The following is a 13,505-nucleotide window of genomic DNA, read 5'->3' as shown; positions in this document are numbered from 1 at the left end:
CTCAATGATACACCCCGGAAAACCATGTGTCACATTGTTTCGATTCAATCTATACCCACTCTAAATCAGAAGGAGCCCCTTTTGTCCTCATGCTCCAGACTCCCTGGATCGATCAGGTGCAGTCCCTTCCCATCTTCCAGCCCTTTGACCGAGGACTTCGAGAAGAGTGCTCCGTCTCGAAGTCGCCGCCGAGTGCGCGCATCACCTTTTCGACGGGCGGATGCTCGAATCCTCAAGAACGTGTAGAATAGGAAGACGGTTTTCTGATCAGCGAAAAGGGCGATTCAGACCCTGCAAATGGGGGAGCGATCTTGGAGAGCCAGCGACAGATCAAGAGGTGTTACTAAGTGATAGTTAAACTGTGTAGGGCGAAATTACTACGTCGAAGGATGGAGGTGCTCGGAGGCGGACTGGCTAATACAGTTAAGGAACCTCTGGAGGCGGCGGCGAATGAGATTGCAGTTTAGATGCCAGCAATTCCAGTCAGATGCGGCGACCGCCGTCTGTGACATGTTCGCGGGGCAGACGTTGCACGTGCCGACCTGCCTATTAGAAGGCAAAGGAGTGAGGAAGTGGCAACTTCAAATACAAAGGCTACTTTCCCATGCGATATTCATAGAGTATGGGAAGTTGTGACATCTCTTGAGCAATATTCATGGCGTAGTGATATAAACAGCGTTGAAATAATAAGTGAACACCAGTTTATTGAACATACAAAAGACGGATACGCCACAACCTTTACGGTAACAGCAAAAGAGCCCTATAAGCGGTGGGAATTCGATATGGAGAATGAGAATATAAAAGGGCATTGGACGGGTATCTTCACTCAGAAAAATGGACAAACAGAAGTTGATTTCACAGAAGATGTAACTGCAAAAAAAATATTGATCAAGCCTTTTGTAAAATCATATCTGAAAAAACAACAAGCAACCTATATACAGGATTTGTCAAAGGAATTGGAGAAATACTGTGAGCAGTGACGAAGCCATCTACGATTAAAACCGCCGGCATCCTGAAAGATGATTCCCGCTACGGCTGTGCATTCAGGCGGCTTAATCGTATATAATATTACCGTGATGTCTGTTTTCACCAACGTAAAGAGGGAAAGGACGACTCTCGATCGATCTTGCAGAATATTCCGGATCCACTCTCCGCGTCACCGGTTTGAGAGGAGAAGTAATCATGAAAAGACCAGCTATCATATTTATAATCATCATTTTGGCTGTAAGCACATTGATATTTTGCGATGCCGAGGGTGGAACTGTATGTTTGACCGAGGAGGAGCGAAATTTTATTAGAGACAATCCGGTAATTAGCCTGGGAGTAGACCCAAAATTCGTCCCCTTTGAGTTTATAGATATCGATGGAGAGTACAAGGGAATTGCCGATGACTATATGGCCTTGATTTCGAAAAGAACAGGTCTGAAGTTCGAGCCCAGAAAAAACCTGTCTTGGCCGGAAGCCTACGATTTGGCACTGGCAAGAGAGCTGGACCTCCTCTCCGCTGTAGGCAAAACAGCGGAACGAGAGAAGTGTTTCATTCTATCAAAGCCATATTATTTCTTTAAAAGAGTATTGGTTACTACAAACGAGAATGCCGGCATAGGATGCCTGGATGATTTAAGGGGCCTGGCTGTAGCGGTACAAAGGAATAGCTCCCACCATAGTTACCTTTTGAACTACGAAGAGGTGAACCTCAGCCTGTATGATTCAGTGGAATCTGCCCTGGTGGCAGTGACGACGGGGGAAGAGAAGGCATTCATTGGAAATCTTGCTACTACTAATTATTTAATACGCTCTAACGGGTTGACCAATCTCAGGTTTGTGTCATTTGAAGCGGAGAAACAGCAATCACTGCACTTCGCTGTCAGAAAGGACTGGCCGGAACTAGTCAGTATACTGAATAAATCTATCGATAGTATTACCGAGAAAGAGAAGAGTGAGATTAACAAGAAATGGATAGACCTGGACACCAAGCTGGATTATGGCCCGTTTATACGTATTGCCATAGTTATTGGTACTCTGGTGAGCGTTGTCCTGGCTGTCTCTTGGTTTTGGATAATCCGTCTGCGTAAAGAGGTCGCCGAAAGAAAGAGGGCGGAGTTAAAGCTGCAGGACGCCAACAGTAAGCTGGAAAAGATGACTATGATAGACGGCCTGACATGCATCTTCAACAGAAGGTATTTCGATAGTTTCTTGACAAGCCTTTGGGGAATCAACAAGAGGGAGGAATTCCCTATTGGCTTGATAATGATCGATATAGATCTTTTCAAAAACTACAATGATAGATTCGGCCATGTGGCGGGTGATCAATGCTTAAAAAGTGTCGCCAAGATCATAGAAGGCGCGCTTAGCAGGGAAGGTGATTTTGTTGCGCGCTTCGGCGGAGAGGAATTCGCAGTTTTACTGTCAAATACAAGAGAAAACGAGGCGGCGATATTAGCGGAACGAATCAGAGAAAAGGTAGAATCCACGATGATTGAAAATGAGGTGCCAGAGAAGCATGTTACTGTCAGTGTAGGAGTGGCCTCTTTTCAAACCGTGGAGGGCGTGACTCCCAACGATTTGATTTATACAGCGGACTGCGCCTTGTATAAGGCAAAAGAGGGTGGAAGGAACAGGGTTGTAAGGGCAAGCGACCTGCCGATCTTCGATTCAGTTCTATTTAGCAAGTAAAGAGTATGTAGTGAAAGGGTAGAGTATGAAAAAGTCGGTTCACAGCGGTAGCAGGATCGTAAATCTGAGGGAGCTGGGCGGGTACAAAGGCAGGGGTGGCCTTACGGTCAGGAGGGGGCTGCTGTTCAGAAGCGGAGGGCTTGACCTTCCACCTGGTGTTTTGGCCGAGGAGCTTGCCCGGCTGAGGCTCTCACTGGTGTTCGACCTGAGGTCGCGCGAGGAGGCGGAGTTACGTCCGTACACCCTGCCGAGCGGCGTCCGGTACAGGCAAAAACCGGTGTTTTCCTCGCTGGGAAAGGGCTTGGGCTTTCTGAACCCTCGGGAGAGGCGGCCTCTCTCCAAGGAGGAGTTGCGATCCTTGGATGGCTTCATGCACAGGACTTACGAGGCGATGGGAGAGAATCCGGTGGTTTTTGGAGGTATAATCAACGAGATCGTGGAGAACGGCGGGAGGCCGCTGCTCTTCCACTGCGCGGCCGGGAAAGACCGCACCGGGGTGTTGGCATCGATGATCCTCCTTGCCCTTGGCGTCTCCACGAAGGACGTTATCGATCACTACATGCTGTCGAACGAGTACAGGCGGGAGGCCGTCGAGAGGGAGACGCGGGAGGTCGACAATGCGGTCGCTGACCCGGTAGCGGCGGCCAGGATCAAGGAGATGCTGATGGCAAGGGAGGAGTTCATGGAGCTCGTCCTTGAGCAAGTCCGCCTCTATCCGTCATTCGACGACTATGCGCGGGAGAGGATGGGGCTCTCCGCCGCCGATCTGGAGGGCATGCGGCGGATCTATCTTGAGTAGGAGCGAGGTATGAAGAAGAAGACGGCGAGACAGGCAGGGGAGCCCGCAACGATGTCGAGGGGATGGTTCTTCGCCTTCCTCTTGATACTCGTCGCGCTCGCTTACCTGTCGTACTTGGTTTCGGCTCCTCTTATAAAACCTCTGTCATGGGCGATCCTTTTTTCCTTCATGGTGTATCCGGTGTTCAGGGGCCTGAGGGACCGCTACTTCCCTCGGAGCGCGTCGGGGAACTGGGCGGCTACCCTGGCGACCGGGGTCGTCGTCCTTCTGCTGGTGGTGCCTACCATGTTCGCCGGGTTCGTCGCTGCCCGCGAGGGGGTGCGCTTCTACGAGACAGTGGCCGACGTCGTTGCGGAGATGGGCGAGTCGGGCGAGGGGGCCCTCGCTACGCTTTTGCCGGAATGCACCGTGGAGAAGATACAGGTCTGGATGGAGCGCTACCCGATCCTCCGCACCGGGCTGCGTCAGGCTGCCGAGTTCGCGGCCTCAACCGCCGTGGCGGCGTCGAGGCAGGTGCTGGGCAGCACTCTGACGTTCCTCTACTACCTGGCGTTGATAATCGTCTTCAGTTTCTTCCTGATACGCGATGGACACCTGATAATTGAATATCTCACGGATATAATGCCGATGCCTCACAAGGAGAGCAAGGCATTCTTCAGGCGAGCCCAGGAGGTGCTACAGGCGGTGGTCTACGGGGTCATAGCAACGGCCTTGGCTCAGGGGGTGGCGGGGGCGGTCGGGTGGCTGATAGTGGGGCTGCCGAACCCGGCCTTCTTCGGTGCCCTGATGGCCCTGTTCGCTATGGTCCCGCTGCTGGGGACGGCGCTTGTATGGGTCCCGGGGGCGATCTACCTTTTCTACACGTCCGAGGCCTTGAACGCCGCCGTGCTGATCGCGTGGGGGATCCTGGTGGTCAGCATGGTGGACACTCTGATGCGCCCCATGTTCATATCGGGAGAGGCGAAGGTACACCTGCTGATAGTCTTCGTGGGAGTGATAGGCGGGGTCGCGGCGTGGGGGATACTTGGACTTTTCATGGGCCCGCTGGTGGTCACTCTTTTCGTCTTCCTGCTTGAGAACTACAGAACCATGTGGAGGAATCTCTTCTTCCCCTGACGAATGGTCGCACAGGTATTGCGGCCTTCAGGCTTTATATGGATTGTATCTTCGGCAATCCAGCCTTGTTTTTTATACTATTGGTTACTATAATGAAGCGAGCGCGGTTCGCCGTCCGCCCTCGATGGTTTTCGGGGCCGGGTGGCGTGTTTTTTCACTTATCATCTACGGGAGGAGTCTGAGAAATGCTGCTTATTTTGTTTACGCTGTTCGTCGCGGCCACCGGTGTCATGGCGTTGGGCTACGCATACCTGACGTATAGTGGGAGGACCTTCTTCGGACACGCGTGGTTCGTGATGCCGGAGGTTCAGACGGACGAGGAGCCCGGCTCGGATATGGCCGAGAAGACCTCGCGGGTCATGGAGCTCTCCGAGATCATCCACAGGGGCGCCATGGCATTTTTGTACAGGGAGTACAGGTGGCTGCTGCCATTTCTCGTGGGCATCGGCGCTCTGCTGATCTACTTCATCGGAGTGGCCGCGGGCTTCTCCTTCATCGTCGGCGGTCTGTGCAGCGCGGCGGCTGGCTATGCAGGCATGGTGGTGGCCACGCGCACCAACGGAAAGACAGCGCTGGCCGCGACCCGAGGGATGAACGAGGCCCTCGTGACCGCCTTCAGGGGCGGAAGCGTGATGGGCATGTCCGTGGTGGGCATCGGCGTCCTTGGCATCGTCGTCTGCTACGCGATCTTCCGTGATCCCAACCTCATCACCGGCTTCGGAATGGGTGCCAGCACCATCGCTCTGTTCGCCCGAGTCGGAGGAGGAATCTACACCAAGGCAGCGGACATCGGGGCCGACCTCGTCGGCAAGGTCGAGGCCGGAATTCCCGAGGACGACCCGCGCAACCCGGCAGTCATAGCGGACAACGTCGGAGACAACGTCGGAGACATAGCGGGAATGGGAGCGGACCTCTTCGAATCCTACGTCAACTCCATACTCGCGGCCATGGCGCTTGGGCTCTCCATCTACGGGTGGAAGGGCGTCTCCTTCCCGATGGTGATGTCCGGCGTGGGAATCCTCGCAGCCATCGTGGGAACCCGCTTCGTCAAGGTCGAGGAGGGGGGCAACCCCGCAGCCGCGCTGAGAATGGGGACCTTCGTCACCGGCGGCATCATGATAGCGGGCGCCCTGATCTTCTCGGTGATCATGTTCGCAGACCTGCTGCTCTTTTGGGCGGTGCTCTCCGGAGTGATAGTGGGTGTGCTCATCGGCTTCGTGACCGAGATATACACATCCGGGGACTTCAAGTCGGTCAGGAACGTCGCTCACTCATCCAAGACGGGGCCAGCCACCGTAATCCTCGAAGGAGTCGCGGTAGGCATGAAGTCCACCATGATACCGGTACTGCTGATAGGCGCGGCGACCCTGATCAGCTACCATTTCGCGGGCCTGTACGGAATCGCCTGCTCGGCGGTCGGAATGCTCTCCATCACTGGTATGGCTCTCAGCGTCGACGCCTACGGCCCGATATCGGACAACGCGGGCGGCATAGCCCAGATGAGCGACCTTCCCCCCGAGGTGCGCAAGATAACGGACAAACTCGACTCCATAGGCAACACGACCGCGGCGATGGGCAAAGGCCTTGCCATCGGATCCGCCGCTCTCACCGCCCTGGCCCTGTTCGCGGCCTTCGCCCAGGCTGTTGGCCTTAAGGCGATCGACCTCAACGACCCGAAGGTCATGGTGGGTCTCTTCCTGGGCGGAATGCTGCCCTTCCTGTTCAGCGCCCTCTCCATCCAGGCGGTTGGCCGCGCGGCCGAGGCGATGATCGACGAGGTCAGGCGCCAGTTCAAGGAGATACCGGGCATCATGGACGGCACAGGCAAGCCGGAGTACGAGAGGTGCGTGGACATCTCCACAGCTGCGGCCCTTAAAGAGATGATCGTACCCGGTCTATTGGCCGTCCTGTCCCCCCTGGTGGTTGGCTTCGGACTTGGCTCCGCCGCCCTCGGTGGTCTGCTGGCGGGCTCGATCGTCACGGGAGTCATGCTCGCGATCTTCATGTCGAACGCGGGCGGCGCGTGGGACAACGCCAAGAAGCACATCGAGGAGGGCAACCTGGGCGGCAAGGGGACTCCCGAGCACGCGGCCGCCGTCGTGGGCGACACGGTCGGCGACCCGTTCAAGGACACCGCCGGCCCGAGTCTCAACATCCTCATCAAGCTGATGTCGGTGGTGGCCCTGGTTTTGGCCCCGCTATTCATGTAAACGAAAGGGCTTTACAATGATGCGGAGGGGGGAGGCTTTCTCCCCCCTTTGCTTTTTCGCGGAGGTGGACTGATTGCGGTCCGATGAAGTTCGCCGGGTCAAGGACCGGCTGGATATAGTGGAGATAGTCGGCGACTACGTGCGACTGAAAAAGGCCGGGAACAGCTATCTCGGTCTCTGCCCCTTTCATGACGAGAAGACGCCGTCCTTCAATGTCTCCCCGTCCCGCCAGACATATCACTGCTTCGGGTGCGGGCGCGGAGGGGACGTCTTTTCATTCCTTATGGAGAGAGAGAACCTCTCCTTCCGCGAGGCCCTCGAACTCCTCGCCGAGCGAGCGGGAGTCAGGCTGTCGTCGGGCAGGGGGCGGTTTGCACGCGAGCGCAGTCTGTTCGATGTGATGGAGAGGGCTTGCTCCTACTACCGCTCCATGCTCGAGGGCCACGAAGGCGAACTCGCCTCCTCCTACCTCGATAGACGCGGCCTGCCCAGGGAGGCCTGGAAGCGGTTCGAGCTGGGCTACGCCTCCCAGTCGTGGGACGGACTGTGGCGCGCTCTCTCCGAAGAGGGAGTCTCGTTCAAGGAGGCGTTCGACGCTGGGCTGGTGCTGGAGGGCAGGTCGGGCCCATACGACAGGTTCAGGGGCAGGATCATCTTCCCCGTCAGGGACATCTCCGGTCGGCTCCTGGCCTTTGGGGGGCGGCTGATCCGGGGCGAGGGCGCCAAGTACATCAACAGCCCCGAGGGGGTCCTCTACAGCAAGAGGCGCTCCCTCTACCTGCTGCACAGGGGCAAGGAGGCCGCCCGTTCGCGGGAAAGGCTGATCCTCGTCGAGGGGTACACCGACGCCATACGCCTGCACCTGTGCGGCTTCGACGAGACGGCCGCCTCCCTGGGCACGGCTCTGACGGAGGACCAGGCCAGGCTCATCCGCAGGCTGACCGACAGGTGCTACATATGCTACGACTCCGACGTCGCCGGGCAGGAGGCCGCCATACGAGGCATGTACGTCCTTCGCAAGGAGGGTCTTGACGTCAACGTTGTGGAGCTCCCCGAGGGGAAGGACCCCGATACTCTTCTGTCGCTCGACGGAGGCGTCAAGCTGTTTACCAGGGCGCTCGAGGAATCGAGGCCTCTGGTGCTGCATCACCTGCACATCCGCAGGGATATGCTCAGGTCGCCGGACAAGAGGCGCAGGGCGTCCGAGGACATCATATCGGGGATCGCCGTTCTCCCCCCGGTGGACCTGTCGCCATATCTGCCCGCAGTGGAGGCCGCTCTTGGCGTCCTTCATCACGAGCTGGTCCCAATGCTGGAGGAGGAGCGTGCCAAGCTGGCGTCGCGTCGCGAGGCCCCGTCTAGGGAAGCGGAGAGCGAGCCCGTAGAGGAAACCTCGGAGGCGACTCTGGACGTCGTGGAGGCCGCTCTCTGCGCCCTGCTCTGGCGGGACGCGACCATGAGAAGGACGGCGGACCCGGTCGAGACAGTGTCGCTGATATGCGATCCCCGCCTGCAGACCCTCGCGTCCGCACTTCTCCTGGCCTCGTCCACGGAAGAGCTGGAGGGCCTCTGGCACGGGACGGGCGACACATTCCCGATGAGGGCGATAGCCGCGGGCGATGCCTACTGCTGCGAGCTGGAGCAGGCCTCCGATGCCGCCCCGATACTATTGGAAATACTGGAGTCGCGCCGCTGCCGCCGGGAGTACGACGAGCTCAAGGTCAAGCTCTCCAGGGGAGAGGCCTCCGACGACGAGCTGAGGCGCTTCCAGGAGCTGGCCAGGCAGCTGAAGGGCGGCAGGGGAACATGACGGACGAAGCTGACGCGCCATCCCGTGCTCTCTTGTCGTCCCCCTCTACCGCACCAGCGTCACGACCAAATCCACTATCTGGCGGAGCTGCTCGGTCTTGATGCGGCCTGTGACGGTGTAGCTCTCTCCGTCCCACTCGCCCTTCAGCATCTCCACGTTGCGTATCATGCCGTGTACCTCGGAGCGAACCATGTCCTCGGCCATGAAGTCGTCCATCGTGGTGCGCGAGTCTATCTGCACGCCACAGACGAACTCGAGCATGTTGCGCTGCAGGTCGACCAAGGCTCCGCGGCGCGCCAGGGCCTTGGCCTGCGCGCCGGTGGTTCCCTCGGGGGCGACGGCCATGCCTGTGCCTTCTATGTAGGTCTGTCCCCAGTCGATGAGAGGCTTCTCCTTCTCGACCCCGGTGTCCGACGCCGAGGCGGTCCCGCCCAGGAGTGCGACGGCGAGGACCAGCGCGATCGCGATGCGCGCTAACTGTGCATCGGTCCGTGAACGGTTGGAACTGCACGATCTCATTTTGATTTCCTCCTTGGTTATATTGCCATACGGCACCGCCCTCGCCGTCGGCGCGGCGAGGGCGGATGCACCTTTACTTCTTCAGCTTCTTCGACTTGTACTCCGCCGCAGGTTCGTACTGCGGGTTGATTTCCAGCGCCCTGTTCATCCACTGCAGGGCCTCGTCGTTCTTTCTGAGCCTGTGCGCGGCTACTCCCGCCCAGTACATGGCCAGATAGTGCCCCTCGTACTTGCCCGTCTCCCCGACAAACAACTCGTAGGCGGCCTTGACCCTGCCGCTCTTGAGGAAGTTGATCCCCTTCGTATGCTCGATGCGAAGCAGGTTGGTCTTACCCATGTCGAGGTTGTAGGTCTGGATGACCTTGGAGTCGGTCGACTTGTTGTGGTCGAATCCCGGGATCACCCTGGGCCCGGATGGGGCGGGTGCGGGTGCCGGCTTAAGCAGCTCGGCTGTGACAGAGGTCTCGGTCGCTGGTTGGGGCTCTTCGGGTTTTTCTTCCACCTCCGGTTTGACCTCAACGACCTCCTCTACAGGCTTGGGTTCCTCGCGGGGCGCAGGCACGGGTGCGGGGGCCGGTCCTCCCGAGCCGAATATCTGGTCGAACGTCTCGCTGGAGGCGGAGGGCCTGGTGGAGACGAACTTCATTCCCTTGGCCTTCGCGGCAGTTATCGGCTCGATCTTGTCGCCTCGCCTCACGAGTTTCAGGCTGCAGTTGGAGGCGACCGCGCAGGTGCTGTGTCCCGTCTCGACGTCTCGCACCTTGATGACGGCCAGCGGCAGCTTGTCCCTGCCGAGCGACTCGCCGCTCATGCCGAGTATGGTCTTCCCCTCGGCGTAGATCAGGTAGAGTTGCCCCTCTTTCGCGCCCATGGAGGAGCCGATGTCGATTATTACCTCGTCGCCGGAGACGTTCAGCACGTGCGAGCTCTCGCCTCCCAGCTCGCCCCTGATGGTGTGGGCCAGGCGGTTGACCGCATCCGCTATCGCACGGGCCTGCAGGCCGCCGAACTCCGCCTCCGCGAAGGAGAGCCCCATCACGGACACGGCCGAGGCTGTGCTCGCCGATGTGCCGGTCTCGGATAGGGCGAGGCGGGTCTCGCTGGTGGTCGTGTCGATTAATCGCACGTCGAGGGTCGCTCTTGCCTCGTGACCTCCTCCGCCCACCGCTACCGGGAGTCCGAAGATCGGGACCGCGCCGCCCGACATCCTCTCGCTGAGCTCGGTCACTGAACCAATCAGTATGTACTGGACTCCGGCGATCCTGCCGACCTCGATCGCCGTGTTCATGTCGACCAGTCCGGACATGCCCAACTTTATCTCCTCGCCCACCTTCGCGAGCCGCTCACGCTCGTAGACTGCGATCGTCTTCGAGCTGGCGAGGGTGCGGGTGAAGAGGTCGGTCACTATATCGGCCTGGCTCTGCGACACCCCATCGGCCTTGCTGTCGAAACCTACGATTCCGATGCGGATCCTCTCTTCGGCGGCTTCTGTGACTGTCCCGGCGCACAAGCACAGGGCGCATAAAAGCAGCAGCACAATGAATTTTCTCACCATAAAACCTCCCTAATGATCATAAAAATTTTTACTGTTCCCAGTCCACGGTCCTCATACTCTCAACGTGCCTGATTACCGAGTTGCGCGTCGCGGTCGCCAACAGTCCGCCGCTCTTCCCGGCGCCGAACGCCGCTATCGGGAGTATGATGCCCCCCGCCGTCTGGTTGGCCGCTCCCTGTTCCGCAGCGGCGTACACCACCTCGCTGGTGGTGTTGTCGATGATCCTGATGTCGAGAGTCACATAAGCGGTATGGGAGAGCAGGCCGCCAACGACACCGGGGAGGTAGACCACTCCTCCCGATGAGTTGTAGAAGTAGAGAGTCACGGCCCCGGTCATGGAGTACTGGGCGCCCTTAATCTTTCCGAGCTCCGGCGCGGTGGACTCGTCGACGAGGCCCGACTGACCCAGTTTTATCTCCTCCGCCACGTAGTGGAGCTTCTCTCGCTCCAGCAGGTTGAACAGCCCGGCATTGAACAGCTCGGTGGTCATCATCTCGGTAATCGCCGCAGCGGGAATCTGCTGCCCCGTCTTGTTGTCGAACTGACGCACGGAGAGCCTTGGCCTGTCGGACGAAGGTGCCGCGAAGGCGAGCCCGGCAAGTAGAGTGACGCAGAGTAGCGCGAGCGCCAATGAAACGATTCTTCTCCTCATGACATGTTCCCCTCTCGGCCGCGCCTACTGGAGCATCTTCTGCACCGCGAGCTTCGCGGCGGCCTCTATCGACTTCTGAGCGGCCTCGTCCGGCGTGTAGCCGACCTGCTTGCCCATCACCGTGTCCGCGTATATCACCTGTCCGCCCGAGGTCGTCGCCATGACCGCTATCGACGACGTCCCCGTATAGAGCTGAAATTCGTTCAGCACAGGCTTGCCCGCCTGGAGCCGGGCCGTGATCATCGTGCTGAAACCGTACTGCTTGCTCAGCTTCATTATCGCGTCCACATTCCCCTCCAGCGCGAGCGCGGCGGCCTTGTTGCGGCGTATCTGCTCCAGCCGCTTGGGGTCGACCACCTTGTGCCCCTTGGCGATCAGCTCGCTGGTCAGGATGGAGGCCACCGACGCGGTGTGCTGGGCGGACGGGCCTTTCGTCAGCACGGCTATGGAGCCGCTTGGCAGCGCCGCGTGACCGCTCGTTGCAAGGCAGAACAGGACGGCGAGGCACGCGAGCGCGCAGAACCTGGTAAACCTATTCAACCGGAACATCCCCCTTCATAAGCCTGTCCAACGGAACATCGACCTTCAGAAAGTACAGGTCTCCCTCCGTTTTCTCCGAGTGAATCCGCACCTCGGCGATCCTTCCCGATACAGAACTCGGGTCGAACTTCCCCTCAACTATTTTCTGCCGCAGCAGCAGCAGGTTTCTCCGCGCGTCCGTCAGGGCCGCCCTGCGTGCCAGCAGTCTCCCCTGCGCGGTGTCCTCGTGGATTCGTCCCACTCCGTCCGCTGTAGCCAGCCCCGATTCGACGAGGAGCCGACCGGAGCGCAGTGTCTCCGGCAGATCCGGGTCTGGTCGTGTCTCAAGATCTATCTCCACGACGATCGGGGAGTCCTCCTGCTTCTCCGTCTCTCCTGAAAAGAGCGCGGTCCCCGCCGCCGCAAGCATTCCTGCGACGGTCGTCAGGACGCAGACTATCATCAAAACCCGCAGGGAGCCCGACGCGTTCCTACTCCGACTTCTCATTAAGCACTCCCTCCACCGTCGCGGACGACAGGTCCTCGATGTCGTACCCGAAGTCCGACAGAATCGACGCTATCTCCTCCGAAGTGAACTCGGACACGACGTCGAGCTCAAGCCGCCTCTCCCTGAACAGCCTCTGGTATACCCCCGTCACCCCGTCGATGTCCTGCAGGCTCTCCTTCAGCGCCTTCGCGTCCCTAAAGGTGAGGTTCGAGATCTTCACCTTGACCGTCCTGCCGGGAATGCCCCCGGCCGATCCGGACACCAGGGCGTAGGCTATCTTGTGCACTATGGATTTGCTTGCTTTGCCCGCGGCGGGCTGCAATCCCTTGATCGCGCCGTCCTCGACGGACACTCCCTTGGTTTTCTCCTCGACCGCGTCGGACCCCAGCTGGTAGGCCGTGTTCGCCAGCACGGCCTTGAGCTGCACCGTGCTGCGCACGCCGTATATCCTAACCCCGCTGATCATCTGGTTGGCGAAGGAGCTGGCGTAGGCCTTCCCGTAGATCAGCACGTCCGCCTGGAAGTCGCGCGCGAGCTGGCGGAAGAACTCCGGGTCGCCGCTCGCTATGGCCGCGCCAAGGTCGATATTCTTCAGCAATACCGCCTGGGTCGAGTCGACCAGCAGGTACCCGGCCTTCTCGAAAACGCGCATCACCTCGCTCTCCGCGGTCGAGAGGAAGGACGGCTTGTCCTCTATCCTCTCGTCGAGCAGCACCATGACCCTGGGGTTGCCGAGCGCGTCCAGCACCGCAGGGCCCAACACTCCGTCCAGCGCCACCCGCGCCACATGGCAGATCGCGGTTATGTGCAAAATACCGTCGTCTCCAACCTTCTCCCTTACTATGTCGAACTGCTTCACCAGCCCCGTGGTCTGGGAGAAGACCTTGTCCTTGACGACCTCGAAGTCCCTCATCTCGGTGATGCCGGTCACATGAGCGCCGAGGGCCTTCTCCAGCGCGTCCCTGTAGGCGGAGCGCTTGGCCGCCTCCCTGGCGCCACTCTTGTCGCCGCCCTTTATCGGGGCGAAACCCTCCGCCTCGACCTTGATGAGCTCGCCCTCGGCCTGCGCCCTCGCGGGGATCGCCGGGAGCGCTGACAGGACGAGCAGAATCGCTACGAGCAGCAGTCTGAATACGCGCAT

The 13,505-nt window shown here is 59.1% G+C and carries 12 protein-coding genes; 6 read left to right on the top strand and 6 right to left on the bottom strand.

All coding sequences use genetic code 11. From position 1 onward, the window contains the following. The first annotated feature begins 572 nt into the window (after window positions 1–572). The 6 genes from GX181_04120 to GX181_04095 all read left to right on the top strand — a co-directional run bounded on the left by GX181_04120 (window position 573) and on the right by GX181_04095 (window position 8,611). Complete coding sequence (locus tag GX181_04120) at window positions 573–980, top strand: SRPBCC family protein (GenBank protein ID NLM71135.1); 408 nt, start codon at window positions 573–575, stop codon at window positions 978–980. Between the two features lie 202 nt (window positions 981–1,182). Continuing rightward, window positions 1,183–2,676 carry a diguanylate cyclase gene (locus GX181_04115; protein ID NLM71134.1) on the top strand — a complete coding sequence of 498 codons (1,494 nt, stop codon included), beginning with the start codon at window positions 1,183–1,185 and terminating at the stop codon, window positions 2,674–2,676. Window positions 2,677–2,701: 25 nt separating this feature from the next. Further along, a complete protein-coding gene (locus GX181_04110; protein ID NLM71133.1) occupies window positions 2,702–3,475 on the top strand; it encodes a tyrosine-protein phosphatase in 774 nt (257 codons plus the stop codon). A gap of 9 nt (window positions 3,476–3,484) precedes the next feature. Then, window positions 3,485–4,591, top strand: a complete 1,107-nt coding sequence (locus GX181_04105; GenBank protein NLM71132.1) for an AI-2E family transporter — start codon at window positions 3,485–3,487, stop codon at window positions 4,589–4,591. A 185-nt stretch (window positions 4,592–4,776) separates the two neighbouring features. Further along, window positions 4,777–6,801 (top strand): sodium-translocating pyrophosphatase, encoded by a 2,025-nt coding sequence (locus GX181_04100; GenBank protein ID NLM71131.1) that lies wholly within the window; start codon window positions 4,777–4,779, stop codon window positions 6,799–6,801. A 73-nt stretch (window positions 6,802–6,874) separates the two neighbouring features. Next, window positions 6,875–8,611, top strand: a complete 1,737-nt coding sequence (locus GX181_04095) for a DNA primase (GenBank protein NLM71130.1) — start codon at window positions 6,875–6,877, stop codon at window positions 8,609–8,611. A 45-nt stretch (window positions 8,612–8,656) separates the two neighbouring features. Here GX181_04095 and GX181_04090 read toward each other — a convergent pair whose 3' ends face one another. From GX181_04090 to GX181_04065, 6 genes are all read right to left on the bottom strand, one after another. Further along, the gene (locus GX181_04090; GenBank protein ID NLM71129.1) at window positions 8,657–9,130 is read right to left on the bottom strand and encodes a hypothetical protein; all 474 of its coding nucleotides are present in this window, start codon (window positions 9,128–9,130) and stop codon (window positions 8,657–8,659) included. Window positions 9,131–9,203: 73 nt separating this feature from the next. Further along, entirely contained in the window at window positions 9,204–10,682 is a 1,479-nt protein-coding gene (locus GX181_04085) for a hypothetical protein (GenBank protein ID NLM71128.1), read from the bottom strand. A 31-nt stretch (window positions 10,683–10,713) separates the two neighbouring features. Then, window positions 10,714–11,337, bottom strand: a complete 624-nt coding sequence (locus GX181_04080; protein NLM71127.1) for a hypothetical protein — start codon at window positions 11,335–11,337, stop codon at window positions 10,714–10,716. A 24-nt stretch (window positions 11,338–11,361) separates the two neighbouring features. Next, window positions 11,362–11,877 (bottom strand): hypothetical protein, encoded by a 516-nt coding sequence (locus tag GX181_04075; GenBank protein ID NLM71126.1) that lies wholly within the window; start codon window positions 11,875–11,877, stop codon window positions 11,362–11,364. Next, a complete protein-coding gene (locus tag GX181_04070) occupies window positions 11,870–12,364 on the bottom strand; it encodes a hypothetical protein (protein NLM71125.1) in 495 nt (164 codons plus the stop codon). The genes GX181_04075 and GX181_04070 overlap by 8 nt, the downstream gene beginning before the upstream one ends. Beyond that, window positions 12,348–13,505, bottom strand: coding sequence for a hypothetical protein (locus tag GX181_04065; GenBank protein ID NLM71124.1), 1,158 nt, complete (start codon window positions 13,503–13,505; stop codon window positions 12,348–12,350). The genes GX181_04070 and GX181_04065 overlap by 17 nt, the downstream gene beginning before the upstream one ends.

It is taken from the genome of Synergistaceae bacterium (assembly GCA_012521675.1).
In the GTDB taxonomy this organism is placed as follows: Bacteria; Synergistota; Synergistia; order Synergistales; family Aminobacteriaceae; genus JAAYLU01.
This window is presented reverse-complemented; position numbering and strand designations above follow the sequence as displayed.

Coding starts and splice junctions, on each gene's coding strand:
- GX181_04090 (NLM71129.1), bottom strand. CDS start 9,130: ATGAGATCGTGCAGTTCCAACCGTTCACGGACCGATGCACAGTTAGCG.
- GX181_04080 (NLM71127.1), bottom strand. CDS start 11,337: ATGAGGAGAAGAATCGTTTCATTGGCGCTCGCGCTACTCTGCGTCACT.
- GX181_04105 (NLM71132.1), top strand. CDS start 3,485: ATGAAGAAGAAGACGGCGAGACAGGCAGGGGAGCCCGCAACGATGTCG.
- GX181_04100 (NLM71131.1), top strand. CDS start 4,777: ATGCTGCTTATTTTGTTTACGCTGTTCGTCGCGGCCACCGGTGTCATG.
- GX181_04110 (NLM71133.1), top strand. CDS start 2,702: ATGAAAAAGTCGGTTCACAGCGGTAGCAGGATCGTAAATCTGAGGGAG.
- GX181_04065 (NLM71124.1), bottom strand. CDS start 13,505: ATGCGCGTATTCAGACTGCTGCTCGTAGCGATTCTGCTCGTCCTGTCA.
- GX181_04070 (NLM71125.1), bottom strand. CDS start 12,364: ATGAGAAGTCGGAGTAGGAACGCGTCGGGCTCCCTGCGGGTTTTGATG.
- GX181_04115 (NLM71134.1), top strand. CDS start 1,183: ATGAAAAGACCAGCTATCATATTTATAATCATCATTTTGGCTGTAAGC.